Source organism: uncultured Sphingopyxis sp., assembly GCF_900078365.1.
GTDB lineage: Bacteria > Pseudomonadota > Alphaproteobacteria > Sphingomonadales > Sphingomonadaceae > Sphingopyxis.
Genome location: NZ_LT598653.1, coordinates 588278 through 603192 on the forward strand (window position 1 = coordinate 588278; position 14915 = coordinate 603192).

Annotated in this window: 11 protein-coding genes; 8 read left to right on the forward strand and 3 right to left on the reverse strand. The window is 66.6% G+C overall.

The annotated features are described in order from the left end of the window. Nucleotides 1-44 precede the first annotated feature (44 nt). The gene (locus tag QZL87_RS02645; RefSeq protein WP_295323424.1) at nucleotides 45-791 is read left to right on the forward strand and encodes a FadR/GntR family transcriptional regulator; all 747 of its coding nucleotides are present in this window, start codon (nucleotides 45-47) and stop codon (nucleotides 789-791) included. 19 nt (nucleotides 792-810) lie between these two features. On the opposite strand, the gene QZL87_RS02650 is transcribed toward QZL87_RS02645, so the two are convergent. After that, a complete protein-coding gene (locus tag QZL87_RS02650; RefSeq protein WP_295323427.1) occupies nucleotides 811-2610 on the reverse strand; it encodes an IlvD/Edd family dehydratase in 1800 nt (599 codons plus the stop codon). Between the two features lie 19 nt (nucleotides 2611-2629). Continuing rightward, nucleotides 2630-3793, reverse strand: a complete 1164-nt coding sequence (locus QZL87_RS02655; protein ID WP_295323430.1) for an aldose epimerase family protein — start codon at nucleotides 3791-3793, stop codon at nucleotides 2630-2632. A gap of 103 nt (nucleotides 3794-3896) precedes the next feature. Between QZL87_RS02655 and QZL87_RS02660 the strand changes: the two genes are divergently transcribed. Beyond that, nucleotides 3897-5237: a sugar MFS transporter gene (locus tag QZL87_RS02660; RefSeq protein ID WP_295323432.1), complete on the forward strand. Its 1341-nt coding sequence runs from the start codon at nucleotides 3897-3899 to the stop codon at nucleotides 5235-5237. Here the strand turns inward: QZL87_RS02660 and QZL87_RS02665 are convergent. Further along, nucleotides 5147-6106 (reverse strand): SMP-30/gluconolactonase/LRE family protein, encoded by a 960-nt coding sequence (locus QZL87_RS02665; RefSeq protein ID WP_295323435.1) that lies wholly within the window; start codon nucleotides 6104-6106, stop codon nucleotides 5147-5149. The two genes, QZL87_RS02660 and QZL87_RS02665, sit on opposite strands and share 91 nt — an antisense overlap. A 77-nt stretch (nucleotides 6107-6183) precedes the next feature. On the opposite strand from QZL87_RS02665, the gene QZL87_RS02670 reads away from it, so the two are divergent. From QZL87_RS02670 to QZL87_RS02695, 6 genes are read left to right on the forward strand one after another with little or no spacing between them, the layout of a single operon-like run. Then, a complete protein-coding gene (locus tag QZL87_RS02670; RefSeq protein WP_295323437.1) occupies nucleotides 6184-7761 on the forward strand; it encodes an aldehyde dehydrogenase (NADP(+)) in 1578 nt (525 codons plus the stop codon). A gap of 34 nt (nucleotides 7762-7795) precedes the next feature. Continuing rightward, a complete protein-coding gene (gene araD1, locus QZL87_RS02675) occupies nucleotides 7796-8776 on the forward strand; it encodes an AraD1 family protein (protein WP_295323439.1) in 981 nt (326 codons plus the stop codon). After that, nucleotides 8777-9700, forward strand: coding sequence for a Gfo/Idh/MocA family oxidoreductase (locus QZL87_RS02680; protein ID WP_295323442.1), 924 nt, complete (start codon nucleotides 8777-8779; stop codon nucleotides 9698-9700). 52 nt (nucleotides 9701-9752) lie between these two features. Next, a complete protein-coding gene (locus QZL87_RS02685; protein ID WP_295323444.1) occupies nucleotides 9753-12134 on the forward strand; it encodes a glycoside hydrolase family 127 protein in 2382 nt (793 codons plus the stop codon). Next, nucleotides 12131-13159 carry an Ldh family oxidoreductase gene (locus QZL87_RS02690; protein ID WP_295323449.1) on the forward strand — a complete coding sequence of 343 codons (1029 nt, stop codon included), beginning with the start codon at nucleotides 12131-12133 and terminating at the stop codon, nucleotides 13157-13159. Before QZL87_RS02685 ends, QZL87_RS02690 begins: the two co-directional genes overlap by 4 nt. Nucleotide 13160: 1 nt before the next feature. Continuing rightward, entirely contained in the window at nucleotides 13161-14915 is a 1755-nt protein-coding gene (locus tag QZL87_RS02695) for a DUF885 family protein (protein WP_362988436.1), read from the forward strand.

A 14915-nucleotide genomic window follows, 5' to 3' on the forward strand; every position in this document is an offset into this window, starting at 1 on the left:
ACAGGATGGCCGGGGAGTTGGAAGAGGTGGCAATGGACAGACAGATGAAGAGCTTTGCCCTCAAGCCCGTCGCGGGGGCGCTCATCCAGCAGGGCAATGGCAAGCGATTGCGGGGCTCGCTGGCGCAGCAATTGGCGGTCCAGATACTGACCGGCGAGCTGCCCGAAGGGCATATGTTTCCCGGCGAAATCGAATATGCCGAACAGATCGGCATTTCGCGTTCCGCGCTGCGCGAGGCTTTCCGCACCCTGTCGGCGAAAGGGCTGGTGGACAGCCGCCCCAAGGCGGGCACGCGGGTCAGCCCGCGGCGCCAGTGGAGCCTCCTCGACCCCGACCTGCTCGCCTGGCAGTTCGAGGCCGAACCGAGCCTGAAATTTCTTCACGACCTGTTCGAGCTCAGGATGATCGTCGAACCGAGCGCCGCCGAACTGGCGGCGGAACGCCGCACCGAGGAGCAGGTGCAGGCGATGCGTGGTGCGCTCGACGCGATGGCGCGCCACGGGCTGGCGACCGAAGCCGGGCGTCTCGCCGACCAGCAGTTCCACATGATCATGCTCGAGGCGAGCCGCAACGATGCGGTGATCGCGCTTGCCAGCTCGATCATGGCGGCGATCGCGTGGACCACCATCTACAAGCAGCGTAAGCGCGAACTGCCGCGCGACCCCATTCCCGACCACCGGGCCCTGTTCGACGCGGTCGCCGCGGGCGATCCGCGCGCCGCCCGGGCGGCGATGGCGGAACTCATCCGGCTCGCGCTGATCGATACGGAAATTTCCCTGCAGCCCGACTGAGAGAGTCCGGCTGTCGGCGTCAATGGCTGTCGCGGGGCAGCCCGGCGGTCTGGGCGATGCGCTGATATTTTTCGGCGCCCTCGAGGATGGCGCCGCTATCCATCTGCCCGACCAGCCGGCGCTGGATCTCCTGCCACGGCGTCTGCGACGCGGGATAGGCGAAGCCGCCCGCTTCCGCGAGGCTCTGCCGGCGCCGCTCCAGCTCCTCCGCATCGATCAGCGCATCGACCGTCCCGCGGCCGAGGTCGATGCGGACCCGGTCGCCGGTTTTAAGGAGCGCGAGACCGCCGCCGGCCGCGGCTTCGGGCGACGCGTTCAGGATCGACGGCGAACCCGACGTGCCCGACTGGCGGCCGTCGCCGATACAGGGCAGGGCGCCGATGCCTTCGCGGATCAGATAGGCGGGCGGGCGCATGTTCACGACCTCGGCCGCGCCGGGATAGCCGACCGGACCGGCGCCGCGCATGAAGAGCAAGGTGTCGGGGGTGATGGCGAGCGCGGGGTCGTCGATGCGGCGGTGATAATCCTCGGGACCGTCGAACACCATCGCTGGCCCTTCAAAGGCGTCGGGATCGTCGGGATTCGAAAGATAGCGATCACGAAACTCGTCGCCGATGACGCTGGTCTTCATGATCGCGGCGTCGAACAAATTGCCCTTGAGCACGATGAAGCCGGCATCGGCAACCAGCGGCTGTTCATAGCTGCGAATGACCTTTTCGTCCTCGATCTCGGCGCCGCGGCAATTTTCGCCGATGGTGCGGCCGTTCGCGGTCATCGCATTTTCGTGGATCAGTCCCTGGCCGATCAGCTGCGCGACCACCGCCGGCACGCCGCCCGCGCGATAATAATCCTCACCCAGATATTCGCCGGCGGGCTGCAGATTGACGAGCAGCGGGATCTTGTGCCCGTGCTCCTGCCAATCGTCCATCGTCAGCTCGACGCCGATATGCCGGGCGATGGCGGCCAGATGGATCGGGGCGTTGGTCGATCCGCCGATCGCGCTGTTGACGACGATCGCATTCAGAAACGCCTCGCGCGTCATGATGTCCGACGGCTTCAGATCCTCGGCCACCATTTCGACGATGCGCTTGCCGCTGTGATAGGCGGCTTCCTGGCGATCGCGGTAGGGCGCCGGAATCGCGGCCGATCCGGGGAGCATCATGCCCAGCGCTTCGGCCAGCGAGTTCATCGTCGTCGCGGTGCCCATCGTGTTGCAATAGCCCGTCGATGGCGCCGACGAGGCGACCAGCCTGATAAAGCCCTCCTCGTCGATCTCTCCCGCCGCCAGCATCTGCCGGCCCTTCCAGACGATCGTGCCCGATCCGGTCCGTTCGCCCTTGTGCCAGCCGTTGAGCATCGGGCCGACCGACAGCGCAATGGCGGGCAGGTTCACCGTTGCCGCCGCCATCAGGCAGGCGGGCGTCGTCTTGTCGCATCCCGTCGTCAGCACGACGCCGTCGATCGGATAGCCGTATAAGGCTTCGACAAGACCCAGATAGGCGAGGTTGCGGTCGAGCCCCGCCGTCGGACGCTTTCCCGTTTCCTGAATCGGATGGACCGGGAATTCCAGCGCGATTCCGCCCGCTTCGCGAATGCCTTCGCGAACGCGTTCGGCCAGCACCAGATGGTGCCGGTTGCACGGCGACAGGTCCGATCCCGTCTGCGCGATGCCGATGATCGGCTTGCCCGAGCGCAGTTCGTCGAGGCTGAGCCCGAAGTTCAGATAGCGTTCGAGATAGAGCGACGTCATGTCGATATTCTCGTCGTTCGCGAACCAGGCGCGGCTGCGCAGCTTCGGGGGAACCGGGGCGTCGGACATGGATTTTCTGCTCCTGCGATCAGCGCGTCGTCGAGACGCGATAGATCATGCGGTGATGATAGGGTTTGCCGGGATCGACCCGCGCCGATCCGAACGCGGGCTGGTTGGGCGTGTCGGGGAATTTCTGCGGTTCCAGCGCGATGCCGTCGCCCATGCGGTAAAGATGACCGCGCTTGCCGACGAGCGTGCCGTCGAGGAAGTTGCCGGTATAGACTTGAAGCCCCGGTTCGGTGGTCAGCACTTCGAGCACGCGGCCCGACTCCGGGTCTTCGAGCCGGGCGGCGAGCTCGGGCTTCGCGGTCGTCCCCTTGTCGAGCACGAAATTATGGTCATAGCCGCGGCCGGCGACGATCTGGGGATCGCGGCCGTCGCGGATGCCGTCGCCGATGGTCCGCCCGCGCGTGAAGTCGAACACGCCGCCCGCGACCGCTTTCAACTCGCCCGTCGGGATCAGCGCGTCGTTCACCGGCGTATAACGCTGCGCCGCGACGGTCAGCCTGTGACCCAGGATGCCGCGCGCCGCGCCTTCGCCGGCGAGGTTGAAAATCGCATGATTGGTCAGATTGACGATCGTCGGCGCATCGGTCTTCGCCCCGAAATCGATGGTCAGCGCCCCTGTCCGGTCGAGCGAATAGGTGACGGTGACGTCGAGCGTTCCCGGATAGCCCTGGTCGCCCGCGGGGCTGGTCAAGGTCAGCGTGACGCTGGCGGCCGGTCCGCTCTCGACCGACGCGACCGTCCACAACTGCTTGTCGAAGCCCCTCGTGCCGCCGTGGAGGGAGTTGGCGCCATTGTTGAGCGGAAGCTGGTAGGACCGGCCGTCGAGCGCGAAGCGGCCGCCCGCGATACGATTAGCATAGCGGCCGACGGTAACGCCGAAATAATTGGGCTTGTCGACATAGCCCGCGAGGTCGTCATAGCCGAGGACGATGTCCGCGACGGCGCCCGTGCGATCGGGCGCCTCGAGCGACTGAAGCGTCGCGCCATAGGTGATGATGCGCGCCTTCACGCCCGCTTCATTGGCGAGCGTGATCGTCTCGACCGTCCGGCCGTCCGCCAATTTGCCGAGTTCGGACCGCTCGGCGGTCGCCGCATGGGCGTTCGGCGCGACGGTCGTCGCGGTAAGGGCGGCGCATGTCGCGAGCAATCTCGCCACTTTCTTCCTGCTGCTGACGACGCGCATGGACTATCTCCTCACCGATTGACGATTGCCCTAGATAGTATACAGTCAGACAAGTTGTAAAGAAGCCGCTTCGCTGCCGGCATAAAAAAGGGAGAAGTCGTTCATGCCCGTTCCATCCGGTGTCCCCACAAGCAGCGGGAGCCCGCCGGCCGGCCCGGCGCGGAGCTACACGGCGGCGCTGACGCTGCTGGCGAGCCTTTTTTTCATGTGGGGGTTCATCACCGTCATCAACAATACGCTGCTGCCGCATCTGCGCAGCGTGTTCGACCTCAGCTACACGCAAACGACCCTTATCGAGTCGGTGTGGTTCATCGCCTATTTCGTCGCCTCGATACCGTCGGCGAAGCTGATCGAGCGCATCGGATATCAAAAGGCGCTGGTCGTCGGGCTTTTGATCATGGCGGCGGGCTCGCTGGGCATGATGCTGGCGGCGAGCCTTCCCTCCTATGGCGTGACGCTGGTCATGCTCTTCATCATCGCCTGCGGCATCAGCCTGCTTCAGGTTGCCGCCAATCCCTATGTCGTCGTGGTGGGCGCGCCGGAAACGGCGTCGTCGCGCCTCAACCTCGTGCAGGCGATGAACTCGGCGGGCACGATGCTGGCGCCGATGTTCGGCGCCTATCTGATTCTGGGCCGGTCGAAGGGGGGCACGGCGGAAGCCGGCACGGTGCTGACCCAGGCGGAGCGGCTCGCCGACGCGCATTCGGTGATTCTGCCCTATGGCCTCGTGGCGGTCGCGCTCCTCATACTCGCGGTCATCATCGCGCGTTTCCCGCTTCCCGCGATGGGCGCGGCGACCAGCCGGGTCAGCCGCGAAGAACGCAAGCATCATTCGCTGTGGCGGCACCGCAATCTCGTGTGGGGTATTCCGGCCATCTTCATCTATCTGATCGCCGAAATCGGGGTCGCCAACCTGTTCGTCAACTTCGTCAGCCAGCCCGACATCGCGAACCTGACACATGAGCAGGCGGGAAATTATCTGACCTTCCTTTGGGGCGGGATGATGGTCGGACGCTTTCTGGGGGCGGCGATCATGCAGCGGGTGAGCGCCGAAGCATTGCTCGCGGCCTTCTCGATCGGCGCATTCATCGTGATGCTCGTGACGGTCTTCGCCCACGGCCCCGTCGCCATGTGGTCGCTGATTTTGGTGGGGCTGTTCCATTCGATCATGTTCCCGACCATTTTCGCGCTCGGCATTCGCGGTCTCGGGCCGCTGACCGAAGAAGGGTCGGGCCTGCTCATCATGGCGATCGCGGGCGGCGCGCTCGTCGTCGTGCAGGGCTGGCTCGCCGACCTTTACGGCCTGCAGATGTCCTTCCTGCTCACTGCGGCGTGCGAGCTTTATATCCTCTTCTATGCCCTGTGGGGGTCAAAGCCCGTCGTCTCGGGCGAAGGTCCGGCCGCGGTCGAACCACCGGGAATGGTGCCCTCCGACGCGTCCTGACCGGCGAAGCGGGCGGGGCTGCGACCGGTTGTCACGCCGGTCAGGCACAGCAGCGCCCCCGCCAGCGGTTGCCGGGCGAGTGCTTCTGGCGTCAGGCCGACCGTGGCGCTGGTGACATAGAGGCGGTCGAGGTCGCGGCCGCCGAAGGCCGGGCAGGTCGGACGCTGAACGGGCAGGGGGATCTCGCGCACGATCTCCCCTTCGGGCGACAGGCGGCGCAGACACCATCCGTCCCAGAATGCGATCCAGACATGATCGTCGGCATCGACCGCCATGCCGTCGGGATAGCCCTGTTCGGGGGCGAAGGCGGCGAAAGGCCGTTCGGCGACCGGGTTGCCGCCGGCGTCGAGCGTGACCGCGGTGATTCGCTGCGCCGCCGAGTCGGTGACGAGCATGGTGCCGTCGGCGAGGAACGCCGGTCCGTTGGGCACCATGATGCCGCCGCGGACCCGCGCCACGCTCCCGTCCGGATCGAGCCGGTAGAGCGAACCTCGCGCCGCCGCTTCGGCATCATCCATCGTCCCGGCCCAGAACCGGCCCTCGCCATCGACCTGGCCGTCGTTGAAACGATTGCCGACGGGCTCGTCGACCGTCGCCAGGACGTCGCAAGCGGAAATCGAGAGATCGTCGGCGATGGAAAGCCGCACGAAACCGGGGTCGCCGCTGGCGATAAGCTTCCCGCCCCGCGTCAGCCCGAGCGCGGTAAGGCGGAAAGGCAAGGGGTGCCGATGGTTGGCGCCGCTCGCGACATGATGCGCGTGCAGGGCCGGCGCCTTGATGTCGACCCACCACAGGATTTCGCGATCGGGATCCCATAGCGCGCCTTCGCCAAGCTTCGCACCGACGGGTGAAACGGCCCTGATTATCATTATCCTCTCCTTGACGCTGCCCCGCCAATCTGCAATCGGGGCATAATAGTATACTGTCAGACTTATTGGAGTGCATCATGGAAATTACAGGCGCCATCCTGATAGGATTCGCCGACCGCGCGGGCGAAGCGCGCTTCGCGGCGGTCGATCCGGCAACCGGACGGGACATCGGCCCGGATTTCCACGAAGCCGGCGCTGCCGACGTCGCCGACGCCGCCGCGCTGGCGGACAGGGCCTTTGCCGTTTTCAGCGAAACCGCGCTCGAAGCACGGGCTCTGTTCCTTGAAGCCATCGCCGAAGAAATCGCCGCCATCGGCGATGCGCTGATCGAACGGGCGATGCGCGAAAGCGGGTTGCCCCGCGCGCGGCTGGAGGGAGAACGCGGGCGCACGATCGGCCAGCTCCGCCTGTTCGCCTCGGTCGTGCGCGAAGGCGGCTGGCTCGACGTCACGATCGATCCCGCCCTGCCCGATCGCGCTCCGCTGCCCCGGCCCGATTTGCGCCGCCGCAATGTCGCGCTCGGCCCGGTCGCGGTGTTCGGCGCGTCGAATTTCCCGCTCGCCTTCTCGGTCGCGGGCGGCGACACGGCCTCCGCTTTAGCCGCGGGCTGTCCGGTGATCGTGAAGGGGCACCCCGCGCACCCGGGCACCGGCGAACTGGTCGCCCGCGCGATTCGCCGGGCGGTGGAGCGTTGCGGCATGCCCGAAGGCGTATTTTCTTATCTTCCCAGCACGACCAACGAGCTTGGCGCCGCGCTGGTGGCCGACCCGCGCATCAAGGCGGTGGGCTTCACCGGATCGCGCGGCGGCGGCCTCGCGCTGGTGCGCATCGCGAGCGAGCGCGCGGAGCCGATTCCGGTCTATGCCGAAATGTCGAGCATCAATCCGGTCATCCTGTTCCCCGCTGCCGCCAAGGCGCGCGGTGCTGCGCTCGGCGAAGCCTATGCGGCGTCGCTGACGATGGGGGCGGGCCAATTCTGCACCAACCCGGGCCTGTTGATCGCCCTCGACGGCAGCGACCTCGACGCTTTCGTCGGCTCGGCGGCCGCCGCGCTTGGCCGGTTGCCCGCGCAGCAGATGCTGACGCCGGCCATCCATTCGGCCTTCCGGCGGGGCGTCGATGCCTTGAGCGCGCACGACGCCGTCGAAACGCTCGCGCGCGGTCCGGCGGGAGAGGGTGAAAACCAGGCGCAGGCAGCACTTTTCGGTACCGGCGCCGCCGCTTTCGCGCACGATCCGGCGCTCGGCGACGAAGTGTTCGGATCGTCGTCGATCGTGGTTCGCGCGGCCGACCCGGCCGAGATCGCACGGCTTGTCGGCGGCCTCGAAGGCCAGTTGACGGCCACGCTGCTGTTCGACGAGGCCGACGAGGAGCTGGTCGCCCCCCTGATCCCGTTGCTCGCGCGCAAAGCCGGACGGATCCTCGCCAATGGATGGCCCACCGGCGTCGAAGTCTGCCACGCGATGGTTCACGGCGGCCCGTTTCCCGCCACGAGCGACAGCCGCACCACATCGGTCGGGGCGCTGGCGATCATGCGTTTCCTGCGGCCCGTCTGTTACCAGAATCTGCCCGACCGCCTGCTGCCCGCCGCGCTGCGGCAGGACAATCCCTATGGCGTGGCGCGGCGTATCGACGGTGTGCTGGCGCGCGCCTGAGGCAGGCAGAGAAGGCGATAAGGAGAGGAAGGCCATGATTTCTTTGGTGCAATTCCGCGGCGCCGACGGCGACCGGGGAGTCGCGGTGATCCGCGACGGAGCGGCGGCATCGAGCGTTCCCGGCGTATCGAGCACGCTCGCGCTCGCCCGCCGTGCCCTCGCCGAAGGAACCACTTTGGGCGCGCTGATCGGGGCGCTCGGCGACGGGCCGCCGGTCGATCTCGCGGCGGTCGAACTGCTCGCGCCGATCGACCATGAGGATCCGGCGCATCTGCTGCTCAGCGGCACCGGCCTCACCCATCTCGGTTCGGCCGAGGGGCGTGACAAGATGCACCGCGCCGTGGACGATGGAGCGCATCAGACCGATTCGATGAAGATGTTCCTGATGGGGGTCGAAGGCGGAAAACCCGCCGGCGAGGCCCAAGGAGCCCAGCCCGAATGGTTCTATAAGGGCGACGGATCCTCGCTCGTCGCGCCGGGCGCGCCGCTGGTGTCGCCCGATTTCGCGCTCGACGCGGGCGAGGAGCCCGAAATCGCCGGCATCTATCTGATCGCCGACGACGGCGCGCCGGTCCGTCTCGGCTATGCGCTCGCCAATGAATTTTCGGACCATGTGACCGAGCGCGGCAATTATCTGTGGCTCGCCCATTCGAAGCTGCGCCCCGCCGCGCTCGGCCCCGAACTGCTCGTCGGCGAATTGCCCGCGCATGTCGAGGGGGTCAGCCGCATCGTGCGCGAGGGCCGGACCTTGTGGGAAAAGCCCTTCCTGTCGGGCGAAGCCAATATGTCGCACAGCATCGCCAACCTCGAGCATCATCATTTCAAATATGGCCTGTTCCGGCGCCCCGGCGACGTCCATGTCCATTTCTTCGGCACCGCGACCCTGTCGTTCAGCGAGGGCGTGGAAACGCGCGAGGGCGATGTGTTCGAGATCGAGGCGGCGCCGTTCACGCTGCCGGTCCGCAATCCGATCGCCCGGGCGGCATCGCCGTCCGCCGCGGTGAAGGCGCTCTAGATGGCCGTTCGGATCGCCATCGTCGGTCTCGGCAAGATCGCGCATGACCAGCATCTTCCGGCCATCGCGGTGTCGGACGAATTCGAGCTGGTCGCGGCGGCGAGCCTTGCCGGCACGCTCGACGGAATACCGGTCTTCCAGAGCGTGGACGCGCTGCTGGGCGCCGGTATCGCGATCGACGCCATCGCCATGTGCCAGCCGCCGCAGGCCCGTTTCGCGGCCGCGGCGAAAGCGATCCGCGCCGGCAAGCATGTGCTGCTCGAGAAACCTCCGGGAGCGACGCTGGCGGAGGTCGAGGCGCTGACGAGGCTCGCCGAGGCGTCGGGCACGACACTCTTCGCCGCGTGGCATTCGCGCTACGCTCCCGGCGTCGCGCCCGCGCGCGCCTGGCTGGCCGAACGCCACATCCGTCGTGTCGAAATCGTCTGGAAAGAGGATGTCCGCCGATGGCATCCCGGCCAGCAATGGATATGGGAACCCGGCGGCTTCGGCGTGTTCGATCCCGGGATCAATGCGCTGTCGATCGCCACGCACATCCTCCCGCGGCATTTTTATCTGCGCGACGGCCGGCTGGAAATTCCGTCCAATCGCGCCGCGCCCATCGCCGCCGAACTCGATATGGTCGGCATCGACGACGCCCCGGTCCATGCCGTCTTCGATTGGCGCCAACAGGGGCCGCAGACGTGGGACATCACCGCCGAAACCGATGCGGGCCGATTGTGCCTCGGCGCGGGAGGGGCCCGGCTGTCGATCGATGGCGTCGATCGCGACGTTGGCGCCGAGCGCGAATATCCCGAAATCTACGCCCGCTTCGCGCGCCTGATAGGCGAAGAGCGCAGCGACGTGGACCGGACTCCGCTCCGCCTCGTCGCCGACGCCTTCATGCGCTGCCGCCGGATCGGGGTGGATCCATTTGAGGATTGACAGCTGCTTTCATGTATGACTGTATACGATATTCAAAATTAGGGAGCGGATCATGTCATTTCAAACCAGTCGCCGGCAGCTGATGTTCGGTGTCGGCACATTCGCTATCCTTGCCCATGCGACGGGCGCCTTTGCGGCGGGGGGCGGCATCAATCTGCGCGGCAAGGCGCGGCCGCTGCCCCTGGACGCGGTGCGCCTGAAGCCGTCCGATTTCGCGACCGCGGTCGAAGTGAACCGCGCCTATCTTCATCGCCTCGATCCCGATCGTCTGCTCCATAATTTCCGTGCCTATGCGGGGATGGAGCCCAAGGCGCCGGTCTATGGCGGCTGGGAAAGCGACACGATCGCGGGGCATACGCTGGGCCATTACATGACGGCGCTGGTGCTGACCTGGCAACAGACCGGCGATCCCGAAATGCGCCGGCGCGCCGACTATATCGTCGATGAACTCGCCGCGATCCAGGCGGCGCGCGGCAATGGCTATTTCGGCGGTCTCGGGCGCAAGCGCAAGGACGGCACGATCGTCGATGGCGTCGAGATTTTCGACGAAATCAAAAAGGGCGATATCCGCTCGGGCGGCTTCGACCTCAACGGGTCATGGGCGCCTTTCTATACCATCCACAAATTGTTCGCGGGCTTGCTCGACATCCATGGCGCGTGGGGCAATCGAAAGGCGCTCGACGTCGCGGCCGGCTTCGCCGGTTATTTCGAGGGCGTGATGACCGCCCTGACTCCCGAGCAGGTTCAGGAGGTTCTCGCCTGCGAATATGGCGGGATCAACGAAAGCTTCGCCGAACTCTATGCCCGCACCAACGACAAGCGGTGGCTGGCGATGGCCGAGCTTTTCTATGACAAGCGCGTTCTGGATCCGCTGACCGCGCGCGAGGACAAGCTCGCCAATTTCCACGCCAACACACAGGTGCCCAAGCTGATCGGCCTCGCGCGGATTCACGAACTGACCGGCGAACCGGCAAAGGCGACCGCCGCCTCCTTCTTCTGGGACCGCGTCGTCCATCATCACAGCTATGTGATCGGGGGCAATGCCGACCGTGAATATTTCTTCGAGCCCGACACGACCGCCCGGCATATCACCGAGGCGACGTGCGAGCATTGCAACACCTATAATATGCTGAAGCTGACGCGGCATTTGTGGACGTGGAACCCCGACGGGGCCTTCTTCGACTATTATGAACGCGCGCATCTCAACCATGTCATGGCGGCGCAGAATCCCGCGACCGGGGGCTTCACCTATATGACCCCGCTGATGTCGGGGACCGAGCGCGGCTATTCGACGACCGACGACGACGCTTTCTGGTGCTGTGTCGGTTCGGGGATGGAAAGCCACGCCAAACATGGCGATTCGATCTTCTGGGAAGGCGAGGACGGGACCTTCTACGTCAATCTCTATATCCCCGCGACGGCCGACTGGACCGCGCGCAAGGCGGGCGTGACGCTCGATACCAGCTACCCCTATGGGGCCACTTCGACGCTGCGGTTCGACAAGCTGCGTTCGGGCACCTTCCCGGTTGCGCTGCGCGTGCCCGGCTGGGCGGCCGGCAAGGCGCGGGTGACGGTGAATGGCGAGGCGGCGACGCCCGCCTTCACGCGCGGCTATGCGGTGGTGTCGCGCCGCTGGAAGGCGGGCGACGTCGTCGCGATCACGCTGCCGCTCGATCTGCGGCTCGAAGCGACGCCGGGCGATGACAGCGTCGTCTCGGTGCTGCGCGGCCCGCTCGTCCTCGCCGCCGATCTGGGGCCGAATGAACAGAAATGGGAGCGCGCCGATCCGGCGCTCGTCGGCGCGGACCTGCTCACCGGCTTTTCGCCGGTCGCGGCTGATCGGGCGATCTATGGAACGCGCGGGGTGGTTCGGCCGGCCGACCTCAATTTCGTGCCCTTCTATCGCCAGTATGAACGCCGCAGCGCCGTCTATTTCAAGCGGTTCACCGAAGCCGCGTGGCAAAGCGAAGAGGCGAGCTACAATGCGGAACAGGCGCGGCTGAAGGACGTCGCCGCGCGTTCGGTCGACGTCATGTTCCTGGGCGAGATGCAGCCTGAGCGCGACCATGACCTGACCAGCGACATCAGCTGGCCCGTGACCTATCGGGGCCGTCAGGGGCGCGACGCCCGTTCGGGCGGCTTCTTTGAATTCGGCATGAAGGTGAAGCCGGGGCCGCTGGTTCTTCAGGCGACCTATTGGGGCGACGAGCGGCCGCGCGCCTTCGACATATTGATCGACGGGCAGCGGATCGCGACGCAGCGGCTCGGCCATGATGCGCCGGGCAAATTCTTCGACGTCGAATATCCCGTCCCCGCCGCGCTGACGAAAGGCAAGGCGTCGGTCCGCGTGCGCGTCGTGCCGCACGATCGCAATACCGCGGGGCCGGTCTTCGGGATGCGCCTCGTCACCGCCAAGCCCGGCGGCGCGACATGAGCAGCGCCGCCGCCGGCGACGGCGTGCGGATGACGCTCGACGAGTTGCGCAGCCTCGCGCGGCGCAAGCTGCGCGCGGTGGGGCTGTCGTCCGATCACGCCGATGCCGTTGCCGAAACGATGGTCGCGGGCGAGCGCGATGGCTGTACCAGCCACGGCATCTATCGGCTGATCGTCGCCGCGCACAGCATCAGCAGCGGCGTCGTGGTTCCCGACGCGGTGCCGGTGGCGAGCGAACCCGCGAAGGGCGTCGTCCGCGTCGATGGCGGCGGCGGGTTCGCGCAGCTCGCGTTCCAGTGCGGGCTCCCGCTCCTCGTGCAAAAGGCGCGCGACCAAGGCATCGCGGCGCTCGCGCTCAATCATGTCGTTCACTTCGCCGCGCTGTGGCCGGAGGTCGAGCGGCTCGCCGATCATGGCCTTGTCGCGCTCGCCTTCACGCCCAGCCACGCCTGGGTGGCGCCGGCGGGTGGCGCCGTACCGGTGTTCGGCACCAACCCGATCGCGTTCGGCTGGCCGCGTCCGGGGCGGGAGGCTTTCGTATTCGATTTCGCAACCAGCGCGGCGGCGCGCGGCGAGATCGAGCTTCGCCGCCGGGCGGGCGAGCCCGTGCCCGACGACTGGGGCGTCGACGGCGAAGGGCGGCCGACGACCGACGCCGCAGCGGTGCTGAACGGCGCGATGCGCACCTTTGGCGGCCACAAGGGGTCGGCGCTCGCCGCGATGGTCGAACTGCTCGCCGGCCCGTTGATCGGCGATCTGACCAGCGCCGAATCGATCGCGCTCGACGAGGGGCGTGGCGGATCGCCGATGGGCGGAGAGCTCGTCCTCGCCATCGATCCCGCCGCTTTCCTGGGCGCCGCGATGTCCGGCCATCTGGCGCGGGCGGAGGCGATGTTCGCGGCGATCGAGGCGCAGGGCGCCCGCCTGCCATCGTCGCGCCGTTACGCGGCGCGGCGGGAGAGCCTTGCAAAGGGCGGGACCATTCCCGCGCGGCTCTATGACGACATCATGCGAATTGGAGAGTGACGTGAAACTTTGGCGGTTGGTGATCCTGATGGCGATGACGATAGCGGCGGCAACGGGTGCAACGGCGGCGGAAGGCAGCGCAGACGAACGGTTCGAGGCGCTTTCCAGCGCGGAATATGAGTGGCGCCGGGCGCAGTTCGCGCCGGGCGAAGACGATGCGGACGGTGCGCCGCGGCGGCTTCCCGATGTCGGCCCGGCGGCGCAGGCCGAACGGCTGCAACGCTGGACCCGGACCGCGGCGGCGCTGGATGCGATCGATCCCGGCGCGCTGTCGGCGGCGCAGCGGGTCAATTATGTCGTCTATAAGGGGCAGATCGCCGCGCTGCTCAATGACCAGAAATATCGCGAGTTCGAAAAGCCGCTGAACTCGGATTCCAGCTTCTGGGGCGGCGTCGCCGGCTGGGCGCGCGCGACATTTGAGGATGAAGAGGATTACCGCGAATATATCGCGATGCTGCGCGACATGCCGCGCTATTTCGATCAGCAGATCGTCAACATGCGCGCAGGCCTCCGGCGCGGCTTCACCCCTTCGCAAATCACACTGAAAGGGCGCGACATCGGCGTGGCCGAGGTCGCCCGCGCGAAGTCGCCCGAAGAATCGCCCTTCTATGCGCCGTTCCGCGAATGGCCGGCGGCCATTGCACCAAATGAGCGCGCCGCCTTGACGGCCGAAGGCGCGGCGGCGATCCGCGACGCGGTGGTGCCCGCGCACGCCCGGCTACTGGCCTTCCTGCGCGACGAATATATTCCCGGCGCGCGCAAAAGCCTCGCCGCCTATGACTTGCCCGACGGCCGCGCTTATTATCAGTCGAAGATCGCGGAGTTCACCACCCGCGACCTGACGCCCGATCAGGTCCATGCCATCGGCCTTGCGGAAGTGAAGAAGATTCGCGCCCGGATGCAGGCCGTCATGGACGAGGTCGGGTTCAAGGGCGACCTCCCCGCTTTTCTGCACTTTCTGCGCACCGACCCGCAATTCTATGCGAAGACGCCGCAGGAATTGCTCAATCGCGCGGCGTGGATCGCGAAGCGGTTCGACGGCAAGGCCGCACAATATTTCGGGCGTCTGCCGCGCAGCCGCTTTGCGATCGAGCCCGTGCCCGACGAGCTTGCTCCCTTCTATACCGGCGGCCGCGGCGGACCCGGCATCTATCTGGTCAACACCTGGAACCTGCCATCTCGGCCGCTCTACTCGCTGCCCGCGCTGACGCTTCACGAAAGCGCCCCGGGGCATGCTTTCCAGATGCCGCTTGCCGCGGAGAATCAGGATCTGCCCGCATTCCGGCGCGACACCTATCTGTCGGTCTATGGCGAGGGGTGGGCGCTTTATTCCGAAACGCTGGGCGAAGAAATGGGCATGTACGAAACCCCGTATGAACTGTTCGGGATGCTGTCCTATCAGGCGTGGCGCGCGGCACGGCTGGTCGTCGACACGGGCCTCCATGCGAAGGGGTGGAGCCGCGAGCAGGCGCAGCATTATCTGCACGACAACACCGCGCTCGCCGAACATGAGATCGAGACCGAGGTCGATCGCTACATCGCGTGGCCTGGGCAGGCGCTCAGCTATTACATCGGCGAGCTCGCCTTTATCGACGCCCGCCGGCGCGCCGAACAGCGGCTCGGCCCCAAGTTCGACCTGAAGGCCTTTCACGACGCCGTGCTGTCGCTCGGATCGGTGCCGATTTCCGAGATTGACCGCCGCGTCGACCAGCTGATCGCCGACGGCGGAAAAGGGCCCTATGCCGAGGAGGAATAG

Excerpts from the sequence above, each read along its gene's own strand:
- QZL87_RS02660 (WP_295323432.1), top strand. The coding sequence starts at position 3,897 with ATGCCCGTTCCATCCGGTGTCCCCACAAGCAGCGGGAGCCCGCCGGCC.
- QZL87_RS02655 (WP_295323430.1), bottom strand. The coding sequence starts at position 3,793 with ATGCGCGTCGTCAGCAGCAGGAAGAAAGTGGCGAGATTGCTCGCGACA.
- QZL87_RS02665 (WP_295323435.1), bottom strand. The coding sequence starts at position 6,106 with ATGATAATCAGGGCCGTTTCACCCGTCGGTGCGAAGCTTGGCGAAGGC.
- QZL87_RS02685 (WP_295323444.1), top strand. The coding sequence starts at position 9,753 with ATGTCATTTCAAACCAGTCGCCGGCAGCTGATGTTCGGTGTCGGCACA.
- QZL87_RS02670 (WP_295323437.1), top strand. The coding sequence starts at position 6,184 with ATGGAAATTACAGGCGCCATCCTGATAGGATTCGCCGACCGCGCGGGC.
- araD1 (WP_295323439.1), top strand. The coding sequence starts at position 7,796 with ATGATTTCTTTGGTGCAATTCCGCGGCGCCGACGGCGACCGGGGAGTC.
- QZL87_RS02645 (WP_295323424.1), top strand. The coding sequence starts at position 45 with ATGAAGAGCTTTGCCCTCAAGCCCGTCGCGGGGGCGCTCATCCAGCAG.
- QZL87_RS02690 (WP_295323449.1), top strand. The coding sequence starts at position 12,131 with ATGAGCAGCGCCGCCGCCGGCGACGGCGTGCGGATGACGCTCGACGAG.
- QZL87_RS02650 (WP_295323427.1), bottom strand. The coding sequence starts at position 2,610 with ATGTCCGACGCCCCGGTTCCCCCGAAGCTGCGCAGCCGCGCCTGGTTC.
- QZL87_RS02680 (WP_295323442.1), top strand. The coding sequence starts at position 8,777 with ATGGCCGTTCGGATCGCCATCGTCGGTCTCGGCAAGATCGCGCATGAC.